Source organism: Flavobacterium sp. W22_SRS_FK3 (assembly GCF_052113665.1).
Lineage (GTDB): Bacteria > Bacteroidota > Bacteroidia > Flavobacteriales > Flavobacteriaceae > Flavobacterium.
The window spans coordinates 182,568-206,922 of record NZ_JBGQOF010000003.1 but is presented as its reverse complement, the minus strand read 5'-3'; the positions used below and the strand labels follow the sequence as shown (position 1 = coordinate 206,922).

General features: G+C 33.4%; 23 protein-coding genes. 11 read left to right on the top strand and 12 right to left on the bottom strand.

Going from position 1 to position 24,355, the window contains the following annotated elements:
• Positions 1–160: 160 nt before the first annotated feature.
• The 3 genes from ACEN2I_RS04070 to ACEN2I_RS04060 all read right to left on the bottom strand — a co-directional run bounded on the left by ACEN2I_RS04070 (position 161) and on the right by ACEN2I_RS04060 (position 3,742).
• Positions 161–763 (bottom strand): hypothetical protein, encoded by a 603-nt coding sequence (locus tag ACEN2I_RS04070; RefSeq protein ID WP_441764836.1) that lies wholly within the window; start codon positions 761–763, stop codon positions 161–163.
• A 27-nt stretch (positions 764–790) separates the two neighbouring features.
• On the bottom strand, positions 791–2,578 hold the full coding sequence (locus ACEN2I_RS04065; protein ID WP_441764835.1) for a DUF885 domain-containing protein: 1,788 nt from the start codon (positions 2,576–2,578) through the stop codon (positions 791–793).
• Between the two features lie 138 nt (positions 2,579–2,716).
• Positions 2,717–3,742 (bottom strand): 2-hydroxyacid dehydrogenase, encoded by a 1,026-nt coding sequence (locus ACEN2I_RS04060; RefSeq protein ID WP_441764834.1) that lies wholly within the window; start codon positions 3,740–3,742, stop codon positions 2,717–2,719.
• Positions 3,743–3,932: 190 nt separating this feature from the next.
• Here ACEN2I_RS04060 and ACEN2I_RS04055 point away from each other — a divergent pair, with 190 nt between their 5' ends.
• Positions 3,933–4,358 (top strand): hypothetical protein, encoded by a 426-nt coding sequence (locus ACEN2I_RS04055; RefSeq protein WP_441764833.1) that lies wholly within the window; start codon positions 3,933–3,935, stop codon positions 4,356–4,358.
• A 148-nt stretch (positions 4,359–4,506) separates the two neighbouring features.
• Positions 4,507–5,238 (top strand): hypothetical protein, encoded by a 732-nt coding sequence (locus ACEN2I_RS04050; RefSeq protein WP_441764832.1) that lies wholly within the window; start codon positions 4,507–4,509, stop codon positions 5,236–5,238.
• A gap of 349 nt (positions 5,239–5,587) precedes the next feature.
• Here the strand turns inward: ACEN2I_RS04050 and ACEN2I_RS04045 are convergent, their stop codons facing one another.
• The 6 genes from ACEN2I_RS04045 to ACEN2I_RS04020 form a co-directional block, all read right to left on the bottom strand.
• Positions 5,588–8,062, bottom strand: a complete 2,475-nt coding sequence (locus ACEN2I_RS04045) for a zinc-dependent metalloprotease (RefSeq protein ID WP_441764831.1) — start codon at positions 8,060–8,062, stop codon at positions 5,588–5,590.
• Positions 8,063–8,241: 179 nt separating this feature from the next.
• Positions 8,242–9,528: a glutamate-1-semialdehyde 2,1-aminomutase gene (gene hemL, locus ACEN2I_RS04040; protein WP_441764830.1), complete on the bottom strand. Its 1,287-nt coding sequence runs from the start codon at positions 9,526–9,528 to the stop codon at positions 8,242–8,244.
• 34 nt (positions 9,529–9,562) lie between these two features.
• Positions 9,563–9,814, bottom strand: a complete 252-nt coding sequence (locus ACEN2I_RS04035; RefSeq protein WP_441764829.1) for a hypothetical protein — start codon at positions 9,812–9,814, stop codon at positions 9,563–9,565.
• A gap of 17 nt (positions 9,815–9,831) precedes the next feature.
• Entirely contained in the window at positions 9,832–10,698 is an 867-nt protein-coding gene (locus tag ACEN2I_RS04030) for a glucosaminidase domain-containing protein (protein WP_441764828.1), read from the bottom strand.
• The gene (locus ACEN2I_RS04025) at positions 10,691–11,587 is read right to left on the bottom strand and encodes a 1-aminocyclopropane-1-carboxylate deaminase/D-cysteine desulfhydrase (RefSeq protein WP_441764827.1); all 897 of its coding nucleotides are present in this window, start codon (positions 11,585–11,587) and stop codon (positions 10,691–10,693) included. Before ACEN2I_RS04025 ends, ACEN2I_RS04030 begins: the two co-directional genes overlap by 8 nt.
• Positions 11,588–11,595: 8 nt before the next feature.
• Positions 11,596–11,931, bottom strand: a complete 336-nt coding sequence (locus ACEN2I_RS04020; protein WP_441764826.1) for a hypothetical protein — start codon at positions 11,929–11,931, stop codon at positions 11,596–11,598.
• 113 nt (positions 11,932–12,044) lie between these two features.
• Here ACEN2I_RS04020 and ACEN2I_RS04015 point away from each other — a divergent pair, with 113 nt between their 5' ends.
• From ACEN2I_RS04015 to ACEN2I_RS03990, 6 genes are all read left to right on the top strand, one after another.
• A complete protein-coding gene (locus ACEN2I_RS04015; protein WP_441764825.1) occupies positions 12,045–12,227 on the top strand; it encodes a DUF5522 domain-containing protein in 183 nt (60 codons plus the stop codon).
• A 287-nt stretch (positions 12,228–12,514) separates the two neighbouring features.
• A complete protein-coding gene (locus tag ACEN2I_RS04010) occupies positions 12,515–14,491 on the top strand; it encodes a urocanate hydratase (RefSeq protein ID WP_441764824.1) in 1,977 nt (658 codons plus the stop codon).
• 48 nt (positions 14,492–14,539) lie between these two features.
• Complete coding sequence (locus tag ACEN2I_RS04005) at positions 14,540–15,079, top strand: DUF4136 domain-containing protein (RefSeq protein WP_441764823.1); 540 nt, start codon at positions 14,540–14,542, stop codon at positions 15,077–15,079.
• A 177-nt stretch (positions 15,080–15,256) separates the two neighbouring features.
• On the top strand, positions 15,257–16,501 hold the full coding sequence (gene ilvA / locus ACEN2I_RS04000; protein WP_441764822.1) for a threonine ammonia-lyase IlvA: 1,245 nt from the start codon (positions 15,257–15,259) through the stop codon (positions 16,499–16,501).
• A gap of 128 nt (positions 16,502–16,629) precedes the next feature.
• Positions 16,630–17,013: a group III truncated hemoglobin gene (locus ACEN2I_RS03995; protein WP_441764821.1), complete on the top strand. Its 384-nt coding sequence runs from the start codon at positions 16,630–16,632 to the stop codon at positions 17,011–17,013.
• A 216-nt stretch (positions 17,014–17,229) separates the two neighbouring features.
• A complete protein-coding gene (locus ACEN2I_RS03990; protein WP_441764820.1) occupies positions 17,230–18,987 on the top strand; it encodes an aromatic amino acid hydroxylase in 1,758 nt (585 codons plus the stop codon).
• Between the two features lie 8 nt (positions 18,988–18,995).
• Here the strand turns inward: ACEN2I_RS03990 and ACEN2I_RS03985 are convergent, their stop codons facing one another.
• Positions 18,996–19,616: a DUF4230 domain-containing protein gene (locus ACEN2I_RS03985; protein ID WP_441764819.1), complete on the bottom strand. Its 621-nt coding sequence runs from the start codon at positions 19,614–19,616 to the stop codon at positions 18,996–18,998.
• Positions 19,617–19,829: 213 nt separating this feature from the next.
• Here ACEN2I_RS03985 and ACEN2I_RS03980 point away from each other — a divergent pair, with 213 nt between their 5' ends.
• Positions 19,830–20,204, top strand: coding sequence for an STAS/SEC14 domain-containing protein (locus ACEN2I_RS03980; RefSeq protein WP_441764818.1), 375 nt, complete (start codon positions 19,830–19,832; stop codon positions 20,202–20,204).
• 17 nt (positions 20,205–20,221) lie between these two features.
• A complete protein-coding gene (locus tag ACEN2I_RS03975) occupies positions 20,222–20,722 on the top strand; it encodes a pyridoxamine 5'-phosphate oxidase family protein (protein ID WP_441764817.1) in 501 nt (166 codons plus the stop codon).
• 75 nt (positions 20,723–20,797) lie between these two features.
• On the opposite strand, the gene ACEN2I_RS03970 is transcribed toward ACEN2I_RS03975, so the two are convergent.
• Positions 20,798–21,805 (bottom strand): LLM class flavin-dependent oxidoreductase, encoded by a 1,008-nt coding sequence (locus ACEN2I_RS03970; protein WP_441764816.1) that lies wholly within the window; start codon positions 21,803–21,805, stop codon positions 20,798–20,800.
• A 222-nt stretch (positions 21,806–22,027) separates the two neighbouring features.
• On the opposite strand from ACEN2I_RS03970, the gene ACEN2I_RS03965 reads away from it, so the two are divergent.
• Positions 22,028–22,789 carry a phosphatase PAP2 family protein gene (locus ACEN2I_RS03965; protein ID WP_441764815.1) on the top strand — a complete coding sequence of 254 codons (762 nt, stop codon included), beginning with the start codon at positions 22,028–22,030 and terminating at the stop codon, positions 22,787–22,789.
• 107 nt (positions 22,790–22,896) lie between these two features.
• Here the strand turns inward: ACEN2I_RS03965 and ACEN2I_RS03960 are convergent, their stop codons facing one another.
• Positions 22,897–24,309 (bottom strand): APC family permease, encoded by a 1,413-nt coding sequence (locus ACEN2I_RS03960; protein WP_441764814.1) that lies wholly within the window; start codon positions 24,307–24,309, stop codon positions 22,897–22,899.
• Positions 24,310–24,355 lie beyond the last annotated feature (46 nt).

The window sequence follows — 24,355 nt, the reverse complement described above, 5'->3', positions numbered from 1 at the left end:
CAATATGAATTGGATATGCTTAAGGAAAGTGAAGAAGATCTAAAGTACGGAAGCGTTATTTCACAGGAAGATTTAGATAAAGAAGATTTAGAATGGCTTTCTCAAGTGTAATTTCAAACCCGACAAATTTTAAAAACTTGTCGGGTTTTTTATTTTAATTCTAAAACGAATACTTCTCCAATTTCTTAGCATAAATATCTAAAACCACCGGAGATGCTGCAGGAATATCTCCTTTCCAGTTTTCTTGAACAGATGGATTGGAAGGATACTTTCCGTTTTTGAATTTTAATAAATGAAATTTTCCTCCAGTCTCAAATAGAAGATCATAAAATTTTTCAGTGGATGAAGTGGTGACCAAAATCGGAAAATCGGTTACAGTAAACTTGTTGATTACAATTCCTTCATTGTTTAGAATATAACCCGAGCATCCTCCGCTTCCGCAAAAATAGGAATTAGAAAAACCAACAAAATATTCGTCTTTACCATCATTATTTAAATCGAAAGCATCGTAATAAAAAAAACGATCTTCTTTTGTCATGGCTGGTAAATCCTTTTTAAGCAAAACCAGAAGTTGTTTTCTAATCAATTCGACTGTTTTATCATCTTTAGCAGGAACTTCGCTCAAATTTGCAGTTCCTGCAACAGTTTTTGATAATGTATCTTCGGTAATTGTTTTAATGATGTTTCTTGACTCTGGTTTTTCTTTATTTTGACAGGAAAATAATGCCAGAATTATTGCTGTAATTAAAATTTTACGCTTCATAATTTTGATTTTTAATTCAACTTCAAACTAACTTTTAGAAATTTCAATCCAATTATTTATTTTCTCTTCTAACAAAAACAAAGGAACACATCCTGTAGACAAAACTTGGTTATGAAATTGCTTTATATCAAATTTACTACCTAATTCTTTTGTTGCTTTTGCTCGAAGTTCCATAATTTTTAATTGTCCAACTTTATAAGCAAGCGCTTGTCCCGGATTAGCCATATAACGTTCCACTTCAGACGTGATACCTTCTTCACTCTCGGCTTCATTTTCTAACGAATATTGAATGGCTTGTTCTCTTGTCCAGCCTTTTGAGTGCAATCCTGTATCAACAACCAATCGTATGGCACGATGCATCTCCATGCTTAACATTCCGAAATACTGATAAGGATCTGTATATAAACCCAACTCTTTACCAAGTGATTCTGAGTATAAGCCCCAGCCTTCGCCATAAGCGCTATAAAACAATGTTTTTCTAAATTCAGGAAGATCAGGATTTTCTTGTTGCAATGAACATTGATAATGATGACCAGGAATGGCTTCGTGCAAAAACAATGCTTCATCACTAAAAGTATTATACGCTTTTACATTTGGAATTGGCACATAAAATATTCCTGGACGCGTTCCGTCAATAGATCCTAAATTATATTCTGCACTAGATGAATTTTCTCTAAAAGCTTCAGTCCGTTTTACTTCAAATTTTGATTTTGGTACAACATCAAATAATTTTTCTAATTGTGGTTTCATTCTTTTTTGAATCGCATAAAAATTATCAATTACCTGCTGTGGTTTCGTAAAAGGCATTAATTCTTTTTTTGTTCTTACATAATTAAAAAATGATTTTAAGTCACCTTTAAAACCAACTTCCGCTTTTATTTTTTCCATTTCTGACAAAATTCGCTTCACTTCATTTAATCCAAGTTGATGAATTTCATCAGCAGTCATCGTGGTTGTAGTATATTTTTTAATCTGATAATCATAAAACTCTTTTCCATGAGGAATTGCACTAATTCCGCTTGATGTTCTTCCTTTTTTAAGATAATCATTCTTTAAGAATAAATACATATTGTTATAAGCAGGAATTATTTTATTCTGAATCTGACTTGTATATGCTGCTGTTAATTCTTTTTTGTCTTTTTCTGAAAAAGACTTAGGCATCACTTTTATTGGACTATAAAACAAATTAGAAGCTATATTTTCTTTTGCGATGGCTTCGAATTGTGGAATCATCTTTACAATTAATGCTTTAGGCAAAACATATCCTAATGCCATTCCCTTATTCATTTTTTCTTTCGCAGTTGAAAGCCAGAGTAAATATTCGTCAATGCGTTGCAACCAATTTTGGTAATCTTTAACGGATTTAAAAGGCTGTGCAGATGTTCCGCTTGCCAATTGTCCCATTATTAGATTAACAGTCCACATTTGATCCAATGGTAAATAATCTTGTCGAAAGTCAAAACCTTTTAAATTGATTTCGCATTCCCATTTTAAAACCTCTTTACTCATTTTTTCGCTAGCACTTAAATCTGAATCGTCAAATTCATTTAATTGCTTTAGAAAGTTGGTATAATGAGTCTTACTTTGACTTTCATATTCCTCTGATAAAAAATTTGGAAAAGAATTATTATATCTTTCATCTCCTCTAAAAGTTGTTTCAATTGGTTTTAACTTTAACTCTTCTTCAGAATATGTCTCAAGCATTTTATTGAAATTCACACTTGTCAGATTTTTACTTTTATGTGTTTTATTCGGCTCTTTTTTACAAGATACCAAAACTAAAAAAAGAGTGAATGTCAGGATTAATTTTCTCATATTTGATTTAATTTAGGGTTTTGTTTCTGCGGATAAAATATTTTTTTTAATCGTATCATTCAATTGATTATTAAAAATACTCTTTTTATTTAAACCTAAAACCCATTTACCAAAATCTATTTTACCCATTATATTCTTTTAAACCAACAAAGCGGCTTTGTTTTCGATATCATTTTGTACTAATAATGATTTTATATTATTAAAAGTTACCAAAGCAATCTGTGTTAAGGCTTCATTGGTAAAAAAGGCCTGATGCGCCGTTACCAAAACATTTGGAAAGCTCATTAAACGCTGAATTGCATCATCCTGAATAATATCTGCAGATAAATCCCTGAAAAACAATTTTTCTTCCTGCTCGTAAACATCGATTCCGAGATAACCAATTTTTTCTTCTTTTAATCCCTGAATCACACAGGCAGTTTCTATTAATCCTCCTCTGCTTGTATTGATAATCATGACATGCTTTTTCATCAGATCAATTGATTTTTTGTTAATGATATGTTTGGTTTGATCATTTAACGGACAGTGAAGTGAAATAATATCACTTAACTTAAAAATAGTTTCTAAAGGCACAAATTCAACTCCATCCTTCTCCATTTCAGGATTTGTCACAATATCATAAGCCAAAACTTTACATCCAAAACCTAATGCAATTTTTGCAAAAGCTTTTCCGATATTTCCTGTTCCGATAATCCCAATTGTTTTTCCGAATAAATCAAAACCTAATAATCCGTTTAAGGAGAAATTTTGCTCACGGACTCTGTTGTAAGCTTTGTGTGTTTTTCTGTTTAAAGTTAAGATCATTGCCATGGCGTGTTCTGCAACAGCCTGAGGTGAATACGCCGGGACACGACAAACTTTTAAATTGTATTTTCTGGCTGCTTCTAAATCGACATTATTAAAACCGGCACAGCGAAGCGCAATGATCCTGACCTTTTTTTCAACCAATTTTTTGATAACAGCTTCGTTTACAATATCGTTTACAAAGACACAGACAATTGCAGCGTTTTCGATTAAAATTACAGTTTGAGGATTTAACTGCGTTTCAAAGAAATCCAATTCAAAACCAAAATCGGTATTATATTTATTAAAAAATGTTTTATCGTAAGGCTGTGTTGAAAAGAAAGCGATCTTTTTTTCAGCTGCTATTGTTTCTGAACTCATAATATTTTTTTTAAATACCTCTAATCCTAACACCCTAAAATTAAGCAAATTATTCTGTGATTTCATCACAATGACAATAGTCTTTTTAAAAAAAAACACCAGTTTATTAAATAATTAATAATTCTGCCTATCAGATTAAACCTATTCAATTTAATAATGTCTAAATGCAATAACCTTTAAAAAACAAATCATGAAAAAATTATTTATCGTAGCTCTGTTCTTTATTGGAGCTGCTGGCTTCGCACAAGATGGTAGTCAAAAAAGACAAAGATTAACTCCTGAACAGCGTAATGAAAAGCAGTTACAAAAACTTACTGTCGATTTAAGTTTAGATACTAATCAACAGACACAAGTAAAACAATTATTAGCTGAAAGAAGTGCAAAAGCCGAAAAATTTAAAGAAGCACGCCAGGCAAAAAAAGACAGCGATGTTAAACCAACTATGGCTGAAAAGCAAGCTCTAAGAAAAGAATTAATGGCTGGAAAAGATGCTAATGATGCTAAAATGAAAGAAATCCTAAATGCAGACCAATATAAAAAATGGAAAACAATGCAGGACGAAAACAAAGAAAGAATGAGAGAAAGAGTTAAAGAATACAGAGAAGAAAACAATTAATACAGTTTATAAAAAGAGGCCATCGAGCTTCTTTTTTATTTTACACATTTAATAATAAGTATGTTAAATAAATAATAATTATTGAATTTAAATTAAACCTTATCAAGTTTTTTTAATCTAAATACCATAATCATTAAAAAAACGAATTATGAAAAAATTATTTATGGCTACTTTATTATTCGTTGGAATAGTAAGTTTCGCACAAGAGATCAATCAGAAGCCTTCACACGATCAGAGAGAAAAACTGACTCCTGAACAACGTGTTGAAAAACATTTACAAAAGCTAACTGCTGATTTAAGTTTAGATAAAAAACAACAAGAACAGGTAAAACAACTTTTAACAGAAAGAACATCAAAAACAGAAAAATTTAAAACTATTAGAAAAGATAATAAAACAAAGCCTACTGCTGAAGAAAAAGAAGCTTTTAAAAAACAAATGAAAGCTAAAAAACAAGCTAACGATGCTAAAATGAAAGCTATTTTGAATGCGGATCAATACACAAAATGGACTGTACTTCAAAAAGACCACAAAGATCATAAGGGAAGAGGAAATCATAAAACCCCACAAGAACGTGATCAGGCACATTTGCAAAAATTAACAACAGATTTAAACTTAAATGCAGACCAGCAAAAACAAGTTGGTGAACTTTTATCTGACAGAAGTACAAAAATGACAATGTTAAAAAAAAGCAGAAGAGATTCTGGTGTAACACCAAACGAAGCTGATAAAAAAGCCATAAAAAAACAAATGGAAGAAGATCACAAAGCAGCCGATACTAAAATGAAATCTATTTTGAATGCAGATCAATATAAAAAATGGACTGCGATTCAAAAAGAGCATAAAAACAAAATGAAAGAGCATCGAAAAGGTAAAATGTAATTGATATTCAAAAAGGGTAGTGTCAAAGAGGCTTTAAAGCTACCTCTGGACATATAACCACAACACAGCTTACACAATTAAACGACATTATCTTTTATAATATCAGCCTCGCTGACATTGTCATTTTGCAAAAAATCGATAAATCGCTTTGGCTTCAGAGTATCTTTCTGCTAATTATTTTATAGAATAAATACTATTAGCAAACAAGCGATTGAGAATAGAATTACATCTATTCAACAGTCGCTTGTCTTTTAAATTTTAAAAATATCTAGTCTGCACTTTTTATCAAAAAAAATTAAAAATATATTTGTGTCCAAACGGTAGCTTTAAAGCCTCTTTTTGGTATTTTTTATTTCGGATTTAAGATCAAATCAATTCTTTTGATACAATCTTCATAATGATATTTTGTTTCTGTATTTAATCCCAATGCTTTCGCTGTTGTAAGTGACTTTTTTAGAACAGTTAATTCGCCACGAACTAAAGCTCTCAGATCAGATTGAGATACATTATAATAAACGGTCGACCTGTCGTTAAGCTTAATTTCTTCTGTCATTAGATATCCCATTGTGTCAAGGTACGCTCTTTGCAGATTTCTGCGGTAGATTGTAACATTAGTCGCAGTATTAGCTTCTTTCCAAATTCCTTTTCGGGTATCTTTAAATAAATCTAAAGCTTGATAAGTATCTGCACCAAGAATTTCATTATCCATTAATCTTCCTATTCGGCCTAAACTCAACAAACTATTCAATTGTCTAACCTGAATATTTCTAAACTTTTCTGTATATCCTGCAAAATCTGTATTTTTTAAAGTATTTATATTTACAATCCATGTTGGAGAAACAAATGCATTAGTCTGAAGCCAATTCATTGCTTCTATTTGTTTTGCTTTTGGTACTACTTCATAAACATTTCCAGGCTGATTTGGATTCTTAACATTTTCATAAACACCACCAATATTCGTTACTACATGACCTACATATCGGCTCCAGACATCTAACAATTCTTTGTATAATTCTTCTAAGTCGTCATAATTATTGGTTACATTACTGGTCCATTCACTTAAATGATTAGCTACATATTCCAGATTTTTAAGTCCGTATGTACTTGCTTTCATGGAGTTATTGCTAATGTCTTCTGTTTGAGAAGAAGGATCGAAAGCACTGCTTTGCTTTCCAAATTTATAAATTGGATTTCCAGCTTTTTCTAAAATCCATTTATCCAAAACAGGCCTTTCTTCTTGTGGAGACTTTGCATCTGGAATCACTCTGTATCCCCAGTTTAAAGCATAATGATCGTATGCTCCCATTTTACGAATAAAACGAATATTTTGATCTCCAGGCTGAGCAATATAATTGTAACGCGCATAATCCATTATACTGGCTGCAATTCCGTTTTTTTGCGTAAAATCGCCATTTCTATAGCTTTCACAATCAAAAGAAGAGCTTGCTCCCATATTATGAGGAAAACCTAATGCATGACCCACTTCGTGAGCAATTACCATTCGCATCATTTCACCCATTTCTTCTTCGCTGGTTTGCAAAGTTCTGGCTGACGGATTTGCAGCTCCGGTTTCTAACAAATATCGGTTTCTGTATGAACGCAAATGATTGTGATACCATATAACATCACTTTCGATAATTTCACCCGTTCTTGGATCTGAAACACTTGGCCCTACTGCATTTCTAGTTGTGCTGGCCACATAACGAATTACTGAATAACGAATATCTTCCGGACTAAAATCTGGATCTTCTTCTTTTGTTGGTGCATCTTTTGCTATAATAGCATTTTTAAACCCTGCCGTTTCAAAAGGTTTTTGCCATTCTTCAATTCCTTGTTTGATGTATTTTTTTAATTTCTCAGGAGTTGCAGGATCTAAATAATAAACAATTGGTTTTATAGGTTCAACCAATTCCCCTCTGTTATATGCTTCAGGATCCTTCGGTTCTAATCTCCAGCGGCGGATATACGTTTTAAGATCTGATTTTAATTCATTACTTCCGTAATCATATTGGCTTACCGTAAAAAAGCCTACTCTAGGATCTGCTAATCGAGGATTCATAAGGACTTCCGGTAATAAAATCATCGATTGATTCATTTGAATACTAATCGATTCTGTATCTTCTAACACTGATGGTTTTGAAGCATTATAAGTCATATCCTGAATGACTTCGATATTCATTGGAAAACTTTTGACTGTATTGATAAAACTTCTCGAATCATCAAGTCCTTTTACTTTATATGTTTCACGCATTTCTGCAGATATACCGCTTATTGCCTTTACATCAGTACTATAAAATTTGGTTACATCGATGACGGTGTTAGCTGAATCTTTACTAAAAGCAACAATATCAAAAGCGAATAATGTGGGCTCGTAATTATTTGATTTTACCGAAATACTAATTGGCAAACTATCATTGGCAACAGCATTATAGGATTTTGATTTGATAAGAATTTTATCTTGAAAGCGCTGCCAAACAATTAATTGTTCATTGGTTTCAGAACCTGCATTTACATATCCTCCTCCTAAATTTGATGGTAATTTAGAAAGTCGACTTACTAAAAGCATGTCCTTGTTCAAATACTTATTTGGAATTTCAAAATAATACTTTTTATCAACTTTATGAACTGTAAAAAGTCCTTCGTCAGATATAGCATCTTTCGTAATTACTTTACTGTATTCTTTAATTGTTGTATCTGATTTTTTCTCTGAAGCAACAACAACAGTCTCTTCTTTTTTAGACTTTTTCTTTTTAGATTGGGCAAATTGATGGTTTGGATATAGCACAAAAGCTGCTATTGTAGATAAAATGAATAATTTCTTCATTTAATGTAGGTTTAGTGATTATTTGATAAACAAAAATAATTTTAGATTACAATTATACAATCAAACATTAATCTATTAACTTTTTATTAACTAATATGAATTAAAATCTGAAGCAATAAAAAAGGCTAAACTTTAATTAAAAAGTTAAGCCTCTATTTAAATGTATTTTAAGTTCTAAATTAAAATGTCTTTGAAACTTTATCAATCGCATTAATCGTAAAGTCTAAATCTTCATATGTCAAAGCATCTGTTATAAACCATGTTTCATAAGCTGAAGGTGCAATATAAATACCTTCTTGTAATAATCCGTGAAAAAATTTCTTAAACGTTTCATTATCACCTTTTGCTGCCGTTTTAAAATCAACTACCGGATTGGCATCAAAATGTACCGAAATCATTGACCCTACTCTATTGATGGTAAAAACAATATTATTAGCTTTAAGAACTCTATCAATTCCAGCTTCTAAATATGCTGTTTTTTTGTCTAAACGATCAAAAATAGCACGATCATTATCTAACGATTGTAACATCGCTAATCCAGCCGCCATTGCTAAGGGATTTCCTGATAATGTTCCTGCCTGATAAACGGGGCCAAGTGGTGCCAAATAATTCATGATTTCAGCACGTGCTGCAAAAGCACCAACCGGCAATCCGCCGCCAATTACTTTTCCAAAACAAACAATATCTGCATTTACATTAAACAATTCCTGAACTCCGCCACGAGCCAACCGAAAACCTGTCATTACCTCATCAAAAATTAATAAAATTCCGTTTGCCGTACACAAATCTCGCAAACCTTCTAGAAATCCTTTTTGAGGTGGAATACAGCCCATATTTCCGGCAACCGGCTCAATAATTATGGCTGCAATTTCTTTTTTATTGGCTTCTATTACCGTTTTTACATTATCTAAATCATTGTATTTTGCCAATAAAGTATCTTTTGCTGTTCCTTCTGTAACTCCAGGGCTATTTGGTGAACCAAAAGTTATAGCTCCACTTCCGGCCTGAATCAAAAATGAATCAGAATGTCCATGATAGCAGCCTGCAAATTTGATGATTTTATCTCTTTTTGTAAAGCCGCGAGCCAGACGAATCGCACTCATACAAGCTTCTGTACCGGAATTTACAAATCTGATTTTATCTATATTAGGAACCATAGAAACAGCTAAAGCAGCGATTTCAGTTTCTAATTCTGTTGGCATTCCAAAAGAAGTTCCCAGTTTTGCCTTTTCGATTACAGCATCAACAACGGGTTGATACGCATGTCCCAAAACCATTGGTCCCCAGGAGTTGATATAATCGATTAATTTGTTTCCGTCTTCATCATATAAATAAGCACCTTTGGCACTTTTTACAAAAATAGGAGTTCCACCTACTGCTTTAAAGGCTCTTACTGGTGAATTTACGCCTCCCGGAATTACTTTTTCTGCTTCAGCAAAAAGCTGACTACTTCTTTTATATATCATTTTTTGATCTTAAATTTTTGATCTTAAATTTAAACTATCTGCTTAAACCCTGATCTTTTATAAACTCATTAAAATATTGTTGCTCAATTTGTCTTTGTTTAGAAAGCTGTTCTAATTTAATATCCGATTGTCCTTGTGGAGAATAAAACATCCATTTCCAGGTTGGCCGGTGTTTTATAAAAAGATTATTTTCTGCAAATTCATCATCCTTATAAACTCCACAAAAAAGTCTGATACTTAAAACCGATGCAAAAATATAAACTCCAATTAAGATCTTCTTTTTCATTAACAATTGATAATTAATTACTTCACCTTCAACTTCTGCCCTATGGAAAGCGTATTATCTGAAAGATTATTTTTTTGTTTTAAATCATCAACCAATAAGTTGAATTTTTTTGAAATGGAATACAAAGTATCACCTTTTTGGACTTCGTATAAATTTGGATCATTATAATCTGAATTTGAACCCGCAACCGAATTACCAAAAGGTTTGTAGGTTTTCCCTGTAACCTGACAATCGTACTGGTGTAAATTATAGCGTTCAATATAACTGATTAATTTATCCGGATAATTAGGATCTGTTGCATAACCGCAAGCTCTTAATCCTTTTGCCCAGGCTTTATAATCGTCTTTTTCGTACGTAAACAAAGAAGCATATCTGTTTTTCCCAACTAAAAACAAAGCATGATCTTTATATGATTCTGATGCTTCTTTATATTTTCTGAAACATTCCTGAGATGCATCGTCGTCATGACGTACACTTTCGCCCAGCCAGTCTTTATGACATTTTATTCCGAAGTGATTATTAGCATTAATTGCCAGATCTCCTCTTCCTGCCCCTGACTCTAAAATTCCCTGAGCCAAAATAATACTGGCGGGAATGCCGTATTTCTGCATATTTCCCACAGCAATATCTTTATACTGCAAAACATAATCACTAATTAAACTGCTGGTTACAACTGTTTTTGAAGTAGATTGAATAACCTCCGTTGTGTTGTTTGTCGTAGGATAATTTTTGCCGATTGGCTTAACCGGAGTCTGCTTTTTAGCGGCTACTGTTCTGTTTCTCTGAACTGCTGCTTGTTTTTTAGTGGTTGCGATAGTCGGTTTACTGGAAGAACAGCTTGCCAGAACTAGTATGGTAAAGAGCAATACGATTTTTTTAACCATTGTTTTTTAGTATTGGTAATTTTTTCTGCTTCAGCTTCATATTCATTCCTTCAATTCCCTGTAATCCGCCGGTATGAATGAGTAATATTTTTGAATGTGCAGGAAAGTAATTTTTGCTGATTAAATCTATAACGCCAAAAACCATCTTTCCTGTATAAATTGGGTCTAAAGGCACTTTATTTTTATCAAAAAAAGCATTAATAAATTCAATTAATTCCAATTTTACCTTGCCATAACCTCCAAAATGATAGTCTGAAATTAAATTCCAGTTCTCTTTTTGGGCAAAAATACGAATTTCATCTTGTAAAAAGTCACCTTTTAAGGCAGGAAATCCTAAAATTTTCTGATGAGGCAGGGCGCTATTAATCAATCCGGAAATCGTTCCGCCCGTTCCAACTGCGCAGCAAACGTAATTAAAAACAGCATCTTCATTTGTTAAAATCTCTTCACAACCTTTTACAGCGAGTTTGTTTGTACCTCCTTCAGGAACTAAATAAAAATCTCCAAATTTCTCTTTTAATTTTTCTATAAAGGAAATTTCACCTTTTAACCTATACTCTTCTCTGGAAACAAACTCAAATTTCATTCCGTTTTCCTGTGCGAATTTTAGGGTTGGATTTTCTTGGATTTTCTCTGAAAGTTCATCACCACGAATAATTCCGATAGTGGTAAGACCCTGTTCTTTTCCTGCATAAGCCACAGCCGCAATATGATTGGAAAAAGCGCCGCCAAAGGTTAATATATTCTTATGATTTTCAGCTTTCGCCTGAAGCAAGTTGTATTTTAGTTTCCGGAACTTATTTCCAGAAACAAAAGGATGAATCAAATCTTCGCGCTTTATGGCCAAAGAAATATCGTTCGGGTAATTGATAGGAATATCCTGGTTCAAAATTGGTTTTATTTTAAAGTGATGTATTTTAGAAACTGAAAAAAAGATCGGTTTTTCAGATAAACATAATCGGTTTCTTTTGCGTAAGCTTCTCTTTCGAAACTAATATTTCGATAAGCCAAATCTTTGTTTTTATATTGAAACAGCCGAATTAAATATTCAAAAAAATACCAGATAAAAAAAGGCAAAACCAGCATTTCTAACTGCTGTCTCAAATGAATCTTCTCATGATTGACAAAAATCTTATTCACTTTATCAAAATCATATTTCACCAGTACAAACGGAAATACTGCCATTCCTCGATATCCTCTCGGAATTAAATATTTGGCAACAATCAGAAACATTGGCTGTAAAATTTATAAATTTGTAAATATAAAATTGTTCGATTTCATTAAAATGACAATCAAAGAGTTGTTTTTGATTGTAAAGAAATTGAAATTTGACCCAAAACAGATTTATGAAAGAGCAAAGTAATGAAAATAAATTAATCGAAGGCGAAGATTTTTATTATACGCCGGAAGGTTATAAGTGCTTTACCGAAAAACATCATCTAAAAAGGGGACATTGCTGTAAAAGTGGCTGCCGTAATTGTCCGTATGGGTTTGATAAAAAAACTGGCAGAATTATGAAGTCTAAATAGTCCATTCAATGTGACAATTAGATAATTCAAAAAATCTGAAACAACAATCTAAACTCCAAAATTATAAATGGATATTCGCTCACGAAAATTTAGGATTAAAATCCACAAATCCTATCACAGGTCGGACATCCGTTATCCCTAGTTTTAATTCGAGAATTTGCTAATTAGAATTAGATAATTTTCTTAAGTCTTTACATTAAAACAAACTTGCAAAATGAGATGTTTATTTAATAGACTTAAAAAAATCTAAGAAGTCTGACAATCTAACATCTAAAAATCTAAAAGAAATGACTTTCAAAGAACAAATACAACAAGGAATTCCTTCTATATTACCTCCCAAAAAAGAGTATGATGCAGCGATTAACCACGCGCCAAAACGAAAAGATATTCTTTCGGCTGAAGAAAAAAAACTGGCTTTAAAAAATGCATTGCGTTATTTTGATCCAAAACATCACGCCCAATTAATTACCGAATTTTCAGAAGAATTAGAAAAATACGGCCGGATTTATATGTATCGTCTGCGTCCGGATTATAGAATGTACGCAAGACCAATTGACGAATATCCTGGAAAATCTGTGCAGGCAAAAGCTATAATGCACATGATTCAGAACAATCTGGATTACGCTGTGGCACAGCATCCTCATGAATTGATTACCTATGGCGGAAATGGAGCTGTTTTTCAAAACTGGGCTCAATATTTACTAACGATGCAATATTTGTCTCAAATGACAGATGAGCAGACTTTAACAATGTATTCTGGGCATCCGATGGGATTATTTCCTTCGCATCCTGAAGCACCGAGAGTTGTGGTTACCAACGGAATGGTAATCCCTAATTATTCTAAACCGGATGATTGGGAAAAAATGAATGCTCTAGGTGTTTCGCAATACGGACAAATGACAGCAGGAAGTTATATGTACATTGGTCCACAGGGAATTGTACACGGAACTACGATCACCGTTTTAAATGGTTTCAGAAAAATAAAACTAAATCCTGAAGGAAATTTATTCGTAACTTCAGGACTTGGAGGTATGTCTGGAGCACAGCCAAAAGCCGGAAATATTGCCGGTTGTATTACAGTCTGCGCTGAAGTGAATCCGAAGATTACTAAAATTCGTCATGAACAGGGATGGATTAATGAAATTGTAACTTCGACAAAAGAATTGGTTAAAAGAGTCACTTTGGCGAAAGCCAATAAAGAAGCGGTGTCGATTGCTTATTTAGGAAATGTAGTTGATGTTTGGGAATGTTTCGACAAGGAAAACATAAGAATTGATTTAGGCTCAGATCAGACTTCGCTTCATAATCCCTGGGCGGGCGGTTATTATCCGGTTGGGATTTCGTTTGATGAAGCCAACGAAATGATGTCCAATGATCCTGAATTATTCAAAGAAAAAGTACAGGAATCTTTGCGTCGTCAAGCTAAAGCAATCAACAAACACACTGCAAAAGGAACTTACTTTTTTGATTACGGAAATGCTTTTTTATTAGAAGCTTCACGTGCCGGAGCAGATGTAATGGCAGAAAACAATATCGATTTTAAATATCCGAGTTACGTTCAGGATATTATGGGACCTATGTGTTTTGATTACGGATTTGGTCCTTTTAGATGGGTTTGTACATCTGGAAAACCAGAAGATCTGCAAAAAACAGATAATATTGCCAGTGCAGTTTTAGACGAATTGGCAAAAACGGCTCCAAATGAAATTCAGCAGCAAATGCAGGATAACATGAAATGGATCAAAGGCGCACAGGAAAATAAATTGGTGGTTGGTTCTCAAGCCAGAATTCTTTACGCTGATGCCGAAGGAAGAATTAAAATTGCAGAAGCTTTTAATCAGGCGATTGCCAAAGGCGAAATTGGAATGGTTGTTTTAGGCCGCGATCATCATGATGTTTCCGGAACGGATTCTCCTTACAGAGAAACCTCAAATATCTATGACGGATCTCGTTTTACGGCAGATATGGCGATTCAAAACGTGATTGGAGACAGCTTTAGAGGTGCAACCTGGGTATCAATTCATAATGGTGGCGGGGTTGGATGGGGAGAGGTTATAAATGGCGGATTTGGTATGGTTCTTGATGGTTCTAAAGAGGCTTCAAAGCGTTTAACATCAATGCTTTTCTGGGATGTTAACAACGGGATTTCAAGACGAAGCTGGGCTAGAAATAATGAAGCTATTTTTGCTATAAAAAGAGCCATGAAAATTCAGCCTTTATTAAAAGTGACTTTGCCTAATATAGTCGACGAAAATCTATTTTAGTTTAAAGTTTTCTTATTATTTAAAATGAGAACATTAAAATTTAATTATATGAAAACATTCAAATTAGTACCCGTTTTTTTGCTTTTACTAGTAGCCTCTTGCAGCACGGTTAGCGTTTATTCCGATTACGACAAAAACGTAGATTTTGCTCCATATAAAACGTATGCTTTCTTTAAGCCCGGAATTGACAAGGTTGAAATTTCTGATTTGGATAAAAGACGAATTCTTCACGCAATTGATACTGAGTTGCAGGCAAAAGGTTTTACCAAAAGCGAAAACCCTGATTTATTAGTAAATATTTTTACGAAATCAAGAGAACAAGTAAATGTAAACCAATTTAGCGCCGGATGGGGCTACGGTTGGGGATGGGGATGGAATCCTTACATGATGTACGGAGGACAAACTACCGTTTCAACTTCTACAGAAGGAACTTTATACATCGATTTAATTGACGCAAAAAAGAAAGAAATGATCTGGCAAGGTGAAGGTATTGGAACTTTAACTAAAAACGTTGACAAAAAAGATGCGAAAGTGCAGGAAATCGTTAGCAAAGTTTTGGCTCAATATCCACCTCAGGTAAAAAAATAATTAATACTTTTGTATTTTAAACGACAAGAATGACAAACTTAAATAACATTATTATCGCTATCAATATTATTGCAATTCAGCAGTAATAGCGAGGTGTTATATAAATTAAGTAAACAAATATAATTTATTAAACCTCCTAAATCGGGAGGTTTTTTTATTTTACAAAAACGAACACTCATGAATTTATTCAACGAAGTACTCAATGCCAAAAAGCAGCTCGAAAATGTAGTTGCAGCTACTCCGCTCACACAAAATTTAAATCTGTCGGACGAATTTAAATCTACTATTTTATTAAAAAGAGAAGATTTACAAATTGTCCGTTCTTATAAAATAAGAGGAGCTTATAACAAGATTTCTTCGTTAAATGAAACAGAAAAAGCAATTGGAATTGTTTGTGCAAGTGCCGGAAATCATGCGCAGGGCGTGGCTTATTCCTGTAATCTGCTTCATATAAAAGGCAAAATTTATATGCCGAAAACCACTCCAAAACAAAAAGTAAAACAAGTACAATTATTTGGAAAATCGTTTGTAGAAATTGTTTTAACTGGAGATACTTTTGATGATGCATACGCTTCTGCAACTGCTGACGCCATCAAAAATCATAAAATATTTATTCATCCCTTTGATGATGAAAAAGTAATTGCAGGCCAGGGAACCGTTGGATTAGAAATTTTAGAAAGTTTTAAAGAACCTATTGATTATGTTTTTGTGCCAATTGGCGGTGGCGGACTCGCCTCTGGTTTATCTGAAATTTTCAAACATCTAAGTCCTAATACCAAAATCATTGGGGTGGAGCCAAAAGGTGCTCCTTCAATGAAAACTGCTATTGAAGAAAATAAAAATACAGCTTTAAAAACAATAGACAAATTTGTGGATGGCGCAGCTGTAAAGCAAGTTGGTGATAAAACTTTTGAAATCTGCCGTTATAATCTCGAAGATATCATTCTGGTTCCAGAAGGAAAGGTCTGTACTACAATTTTAAGATTATACAATGAAGAAGCCATGGTAGTTGAACCTGCAGGCGCATTGACAATTGCTGCCTTGGATTTTTATAAGGATAAAATAAAAGGCAAAACTGTAGTTTGCGTAGTCAGCGGAAGTAATAATGATATTGAAAGAACCGCAGAAATAAAAGAACGTTCTTTACTTTATGAAGGCCTGATGCATTATTTTATGATTCAGTTTCCACAGCGTCCAGGTGCTTTAAAAGAATTTGTAAATAACATTTTAGGACCAGATGATGATATTACTTATTTTCAATTTGCGAAAAAAACGAGTCGTGAAATGGGTTCTGTTGTAGTGGGATTAGAATTAAAAAACAAAAAAGACATTATGGCTATCAAACTTAATATGACCAAAAATGGCTTTGAATTTCAATATTTAAATGACAATCAGGATTTGTTTACGCAGTTAATTGGGTAAAAATGACTTTAACTTTGAGCCTCTCTGCGCGTTCTTTGTGTAACTTTGCATAATTGCTTTTCCATAGAGATTGACAAAGTTTTTTGCTAAGATTTGCAAAGAAAATTTCTTTATTTTATTTTAAAAACATGGCAACTCAAGATATTTTAAACCTCGATGACATCAAACTTTTGGTAAATACTTTTTATGAAAAAGTACAGAACGATGATTTAATCGGACCTATTTTTAATGAAAAAATGATGGGCAGATGGCCTGAACATCTGGAAAAAATGTATCGCTTCTGGCAGACATTACTTTTAGTAGAACATACCTATTCCGGAAGCCCTTTTCCTCCACACAAACACTTACCTGTAAACCAATCTCATTTTGATCGCTGGATGGAAATTTTTACTACAACAGTTGATTCTTTATTTGTTGGAAAACTTGCCGAAGAAGCAAAAATACGTGCTGCAAATATGGCGTATATGTTTAATTACAAAATTGAATATTTTAGAAATCTGGGGAATCAATAATAAAAATTGCTTCTTTTGAAAACAAAAGCCCTAGCCCTGATAGCAATGAAAATCCTTTTTACGGAAAATCTATTTTTTATGGACTTTTGAGAGCGACCAGCGGAAGCTCATGAAAGTGCAATAAAAAAAGATTTTACCTAAAAAGATTGTAATGAATAGCAGGAAATAGCTCCTAAAATTCGTAAATTCGCATTTACAATCTACAACGATTCCGATATGAATGCACGAATTGAAACAAATCCATTACTGGAAAAATTGCCAAAACATTTAAAGCAATTCATTAAACCTCAGGATTATAGCGATTATACGCCAATTAATCAGGCCGTTTGGCGTTATGTCATGCGTAAAAATGTAGATTATTTATCGAAAGTGGCGCATCATTCGTATTTGGATGGTTTGAAAAAAACCGGAATCGAAATTGACTCTATTCCGAGTATGTATGGCATGAACCGTATTTTAACCGAAATAGGCTGGGCTGCCGTTGCTGTTGACGGATTTATTCCGCCAAATGCATTTATGGAATTTCAGGCTTACAATGTTTTAGTTATCGCATCAGACATTCGTCAATTAGAACACATTGAATATACTCCCGCTCCGGATATTATTCACGAAGGTGCCGGCCATGCTCCTATTATTGCCAATCCTGAATATGCAGAATATTTACGTCGTTTTGGAGAGATTGGATGCAAAGCTATTTCATCACACAAAGATTATCAGATGTATGAAGCGATTCGGTTGCTTTCCATTTTAAAAGAAGCCGAAGATACACCTCAGGAAAAAATTGACAAAGCCGAAAAAGCGGTTGCTGATTTACAAAATAATATGGGCGAATTATCAGAGATGGCCCAGATTCGAAACTTACATTGGTGGACAGTAGAATACGGTTTGATTGGAACTGTTGAAAATCCAAAAATATACGGTGCCGGACTGCTTTCCTCGATCGGAGAAAGTGCGTGGTGTATGACAGATAACGTGAAGAAAATCCCTTATGATATTTCGGCTGCGAATCAAAATTTTGATATTACACAGTTACAGCCACAACTGTTTGTCACGCCAACTTTTTCGCATTTAAGTTTAATTTTAGAAGAATTTGCTAATAAAATGGCTTTACGAACCGGAGGTCTTTCGGGAATTCAAAAACTGATTCATTCAAATGCTTTAGGAACAATTGAATTGAGTACCGGTTTACAAATTTCAGGTATTTTTACCAATGTTTTAGAACAAGAAGGAAAACCGGTGTACATTCAAACAACCGGAAAAACGGCTTTATCGTATCGTGAAAAAGAATTGGTAGGACACGGAACTTTAACGCATCGTGAAGGTTTTGGAAGTCCAATTGGAAAACTAAAAGGCTTTAATTTAGCCATTGAAGATATGAGTCCGATGGATTTACAAGCCTACAGCATTGTTGAAAACGAAACCGTTAAACTGGAATTCGAAGGCAACATTATTGTAGAAGGAGAAATTATTACAGGCTCTAGAAACTTACACGGCGAAATTATTCTGATCAGTTTTAGAAACTGTACCGTGACGCATGGCGAAACGATTTTGTTTCAGCCTGAATGGGGAAATTACGACATGGCCATTGGAAAAAAAATAGTTTCGGCATTTTCCGGCCCTGCCGATGTAAATAGTTTTGATCTGATTAATAACGTTCCAAAAACGACAACCATCAAAGCAAAACATACAAACGAACGTGATGATTTGGAAATTTTATACCAAACTGTTCGCTCGATTAGAGAAAATAAAAATTCTAAAGCAGAACTAAAAGCTGTTTTTGAAAAATTAAAAAACGATCATCCATCTGATTGGCTGCTTTCTGTTGAAATCACAGAACTTATAAAAAATTCAAACGAGAAACAACTTTTACAGGAAGTCTTGGTTTATCTGGATCAACTGAAAGAAAAACGTCCTGAAGTGGCACATTTAATTGCCGGAGGATTGGATTTGATTTTTGATAAGAAGGTGGTTTAAATATTTAACTAAAGTTTCAAATTCTGATTAAAATCTTTATCTGATTCAATCATTTTTCCTTCATATTTTAATTTCCACCCCATAGTATTAGTCAGAATCAAAATCTTAGACAATTCACTAATCAATCTGTTTTGAGCATTTGTTTTTAAGGAAGATTTCTCGATTTTCTTTGCCAGATTGGCTTTTACTGATTTATTGATTTTATTGTAATCATCTCCTGTAAATGGGTTAAATTTACTTTGCTCAACATCATAAAACTGAATATCAGGATTAATTGCAATCTCTTCTTTCGGAATATTGAGAATTGTTATGGTCCTGTTTTTTTTATCAATATCATATTTTATTTTATGTAAATCGTAGGCAACTGTAACATTTGCATTCACAACCACAAGAGCTTTCTTTTCAAAAGAAAGCATATTCATTAAATACTTTTGTTGATTTTTATAAGTAATAACTTCAGAAAAATGCCCTTCAGTAACTACCAATTTACCTACATTCAGAATTTGCTGCTGTATTAGATTAGTATTATAATCAATTGTTGAGTCATCCCCTTTTTTAAATTCGCAATATTTAAAAGCAAGGAATATTGCGATTATAATACCGGTAACAACTAAAATTCTTTTCAGCATAATTTCGATTTAAGAATATAAATGATATAGCTAATTTACTTCTTTTTGATAAAAATTCTTAAGTATTTTTTAAAACCTTTCTTTTATATTTTTTTATTAAAAATAATCATAACATTGGAATTATGTAAGATTATCAATGTTTTACATAACTGAAAAATCAGGCTTTAAAGTATTTTTGTACAAAATAAATTTAACCTGCAAAAAATAAATGTCATGATTGAAAAAATTAAAGAATTACCCCCAAATATGATTGGTTTTAAAACAGCCGGACATATTATCAAAGGCGATGTTGATTTTGTTACTTCTGAAGTAAGACTTTTAATCGAGGACGCCCATAAGCTTAATTATTTGTTGTTTTTTGACAACTCACCAACTGATTTTACTCTAGGCGCCTGGTTACACGAAGCCTTGTTAAGTTTTAAAAACATTACCAAATGGACACGTGCTGCAATTGTAACAGATTGCCAGAGAATGATCAATTTTACCAAAGTTTTTAATAAAATAATGCCGGGAGAATTTAAAGGTTTTAAAAAAGAAGACTACTTACTGGCAATTGACTGGACAGCAGAAAAAATCGATTTGGATTAATTTAAAAAACAGCAATCATGCAAGAGAATTTAAATAATAAAGAAGCAGTTGAAAAATTGACAACATTAGTAAAAAGTATTAATGTAGCCATTTTTTGTACAGAACTCACCAAAACACCACTTCAATCAAGACCAATGAGCGTTCAGGACGTAGATGATGAAGGAAATATATGGTTTATTAGTTCTGCTACAAGCAATAAAAATTTTGAAATTTTAAAAGACAGCCAGGTTCAGCTTTTCTTTGCCAATAAATCGACTTCAGAATATGTTTCTATATACGGAAACGCTACTATCTACAGCGATCAGCAAAAAATAGATGAATTATGGACTCCGGTTGCTAAGGCATGGTTTGAGGAAGGTAAAAAAGACCCAAAGGTTACTGTTATAAAGGTAACACCATCCGATGCTTACTATTGGGATACTAAAGATGGAAAAATAATTTCATTAATTAAAATGGCAGGTTCAGCAATATTTGGAAATAACGCAGATATTGGTGTTGAAGGAAAATTAAAAATATAAACCAAGAATATTCCAAAATTAAAATGCCTCAAAGTTTTAACTTTTGAGGCATTTTTTATATAAAATAGAATCTGATTATTTTTGATTCAATTCATCTATCACTTCTTTAGTCAATTGCAGACTCTTCAATTTAGCATGATGATCAAAAATAGGACTTGTGATCATCAGTTCATCAATTTTGGCGTAATCAATAAATTTTCTTAAAGCTGCCCCAATTTGCTTTTTGCTTCCTACAAAAGAACCGCCTGTCATCTGATTGACATGAAAACGTTCTTCTTCGCTCATAATAGCATCAAGAGAGTCAACTGGTGGTTGAAGTCCTTTACGATCATTTCGAATTAAATTCAGAAACATCTGATACAAACTTGTCGATAGTTTTTCGGCTTCTTCATCTGTATCCGCTGCAATAATATTGACACAGGCCATTGTTTTCGGTTTATCTAAAGTGGACGAAGGCTGAAAATTATCCCGATAAAATTCAAAGGCCTGCAACATTTGACGCGGTGCAAAATGTCCTGCAAAGGCATACGGAAAACCATAAGAAGCAGCCAAAGAAGCGCTCTCCATACTTGAACCCAAAATCCAAATAGGCACTTTTGTTCCTTCGGCAGGAAAAGCACGCACTTTTGCAGTAGCATTTTCTTCTGAGAAATAATCCTGAAGTTTCAACACGTTTTGAGGAAATCGCTGTGCCTGCTCGAAGAAATCTTTTCTAATAGCTTCAGCAGTTGGCTGATCAGTTCCGGGGGCTCTTCCTAAACCAAGATCAATTCTGTTTGGATATAGTGTTTCCAATGTTCCAAATTGCTCTGCAATAATTAAAGGCGAATGATTCGGCAACATAATTCCGCCTGAACCTACTCTTATATTTTTTGTCTGACTTGCTATATAGCCTATCAAAACTACTGTTGCAGTGCTGGCAACGTGTGCCATATTATGATGCTCAGCTAGCCAAAAACGCTTATATCCTAAGCGATCTGTGAACTGTGCAATTTCTTTACTTTTATTTAATGTTTCTGTGGCATTACTATCATTATTAATAATAGCAAGTTCTAATATGGAGATTGAAATTTGTTCTTTCATGTAATAAATGTCTTTTTACAAAATTACTTCATTTGCAACAAAAGCTAAATTATGTGATGTTAATAGAATTATAATGTTTTAAACACTCAAAACCTTCTAATCATTCGTAACTTTAGTAATCATTTGAAAACTAAAAATTTAATATTTACTTAAGGTTACATTAAGTCAAAAATAGTTTGACTACAAATTCGTTATTCTTGCATCTCATAATAACAACCTAAGATGGTTTACAAAGTAATATCTCTAGTTTTTTTATTTTCTTTCTGGAATACAAGTGCACAGCAAAATGATTCCATTATTAAAATTGACAGTACTTCAAGTCATTTAAAGTTTAACTACAAGCAATTAATTATTCCAACAGCATTAATTAGTTATGGCGTAATTGGTCTTGAAAGCGATCAGCTTTTAAGTTTTAATTCTCAAATCAAGGATGAGGTAAAAGAAGATATTGATGAAAAAATTACAATTGATGATTTCTCACAATATGCCCCTGCAGCAACGGTTTATGCTTTGAATGCGTTCGGTGTAAAAGGCAAGAATACTATGAGAGACCGTTCGGTAATATTTGTGACTTCGTATGTCATTATGGCTTCAACAGTTTTGAGTTTAAAATCGATTGTCAAAGAAGAGAGGCCGGATGGAAGTTCAAATAATTCTTTTCCTTCAGGACATACCGCAACTGCTTTTGCAGGTGCCGAATTTTTATGGCAGGAATACAAAGACAAATCAATTTGGTACGGAATTACAGGTTATGCCGTAGCAACCGGAACCGGATTATTTAGAATTTATAATAACCGCCATTGGCTAACTGATGTTGCTGCCGGTGCGGGAATCGGTATTCTAAGCACGAAATTAGCTTACTGGATGAATCCATATATTACTAAAAAAATATTCAGATCATCTTCTGAAAGTAATTCAAGTTCTATGATAATGCCTTTTTATAATGGTCATCAATACGGATTAAGCTTTGTAAAAACTTTTTAAAATTCGTTATCTTCAGTGTAATTCATAAAAACAGACACAAACCAAAATGCCATTCTACTACAAGGCATCTTGTTATTTATTTTAGAAAATTTATTAAATCTTAAAATTTAGTTCTCTTTTGGTTTTGTAAAATAATACACCGGAATTCCGATAAGCATAATTAAGATTCCCCAACCACAAGTTGAAAATTTTGTAATTAATAATGAAACACTAATCGCTGAAGCAACGATAATATATAGCATTGGTAAAAATGGATAACCAAATGCTTTATAAGGTCTTTCAGTATCCGGCATTTTTTTGCGCAATATAAAAATTCCGTAGATTGTCAGGATGTAAAAAATCAAAACGATGATAATCACAAAATCTAATAAAGCTCCATATTTTCCTGTAAGACATAACATCGAAGCCCAAGTACATTGCGCCCACAATGCCCAGGAGGGCACACTAAATTTATTAAGCAGGGCAGCTTTTTTAAAGAATAATCCATCATTTGCCATTGTATAATAAACTCTTGCGCCTGCCATAATCAATCCATTGTTACAGGCGAAAGTCGAAACCATAATCATGACAGCGATAACCAATGTCCCTATATTACCAAAAATATACTGAGAAGCCACTACTGCTACCCTATCTGATTTGGCTGTTGCAATTTCGTTAAACGGAACTACAGCTAAATACATCAGATTTGTGAGCACATAAATAATGGTAACGATAAAAGTTCCCAGAAACAGACTTAAACCCACATTACGCTTTGGATTTTTAATTTCCCCTGCAATAAAAGTTACACCATTCCAGGCATCACTTGAAAATAAGGAACCTACCATCGCAGCCGATATTCCTGTTATTAAAGCAGTTCCGTTAATTGGCAACCATGAATCATTATCTCCATTATATAAACGTGGTGTCCAGGCATCTGCCCAATTCGCATCCCAAACAGAAGCTTTTGCTGCAAGTATTAATCCAAAAACGATCAACCCTAATAAAGATAAAATCTTGATAATAGTAAGTACAGTCTGAAGTATCTTTCCGTTTTTTACACCTCTGCTATTGATATAGGTAAGAAAAACAATAGTAATAATCGAAACAATCTGAGCAGCATTGAGTTTAAAAAATCCTAATTCAAATACTATGTTTTCGTCGCTAAAAGGTTCATAAAGATAGGCCGCAAATTTTGAGAAAGCCACGCCAACTGCCGCAATTGTTCCGGTCTGAATTACCGCAAAAAAACTCCAGCCATACAAAAAAGCAATCAGTTTATTATATGCTTCTTTGAGATACACATATTGCCCGCCTGCTTTTGGAAACATAGCACTCAACTCGCCATAACTTACAGCAGCAATAACCGTAATTAATCCTGAAATCAGCCAAATCAATGTCAGCCATCCTGCTGAACCTACCTGTCTAGCAATATCGGCACTCACAATAAATATCCCCGAACCAATCATAGAACCTACCACAAGCATGGTTCCGTCTAGTAAGCCGAGTTCTCTCTTAAAATTTTCCTGGTCATTTTCGTGCATTGTTTTTAGATTTTGAGTTGGTTAAAGATATACTTTTTTTAGTTTT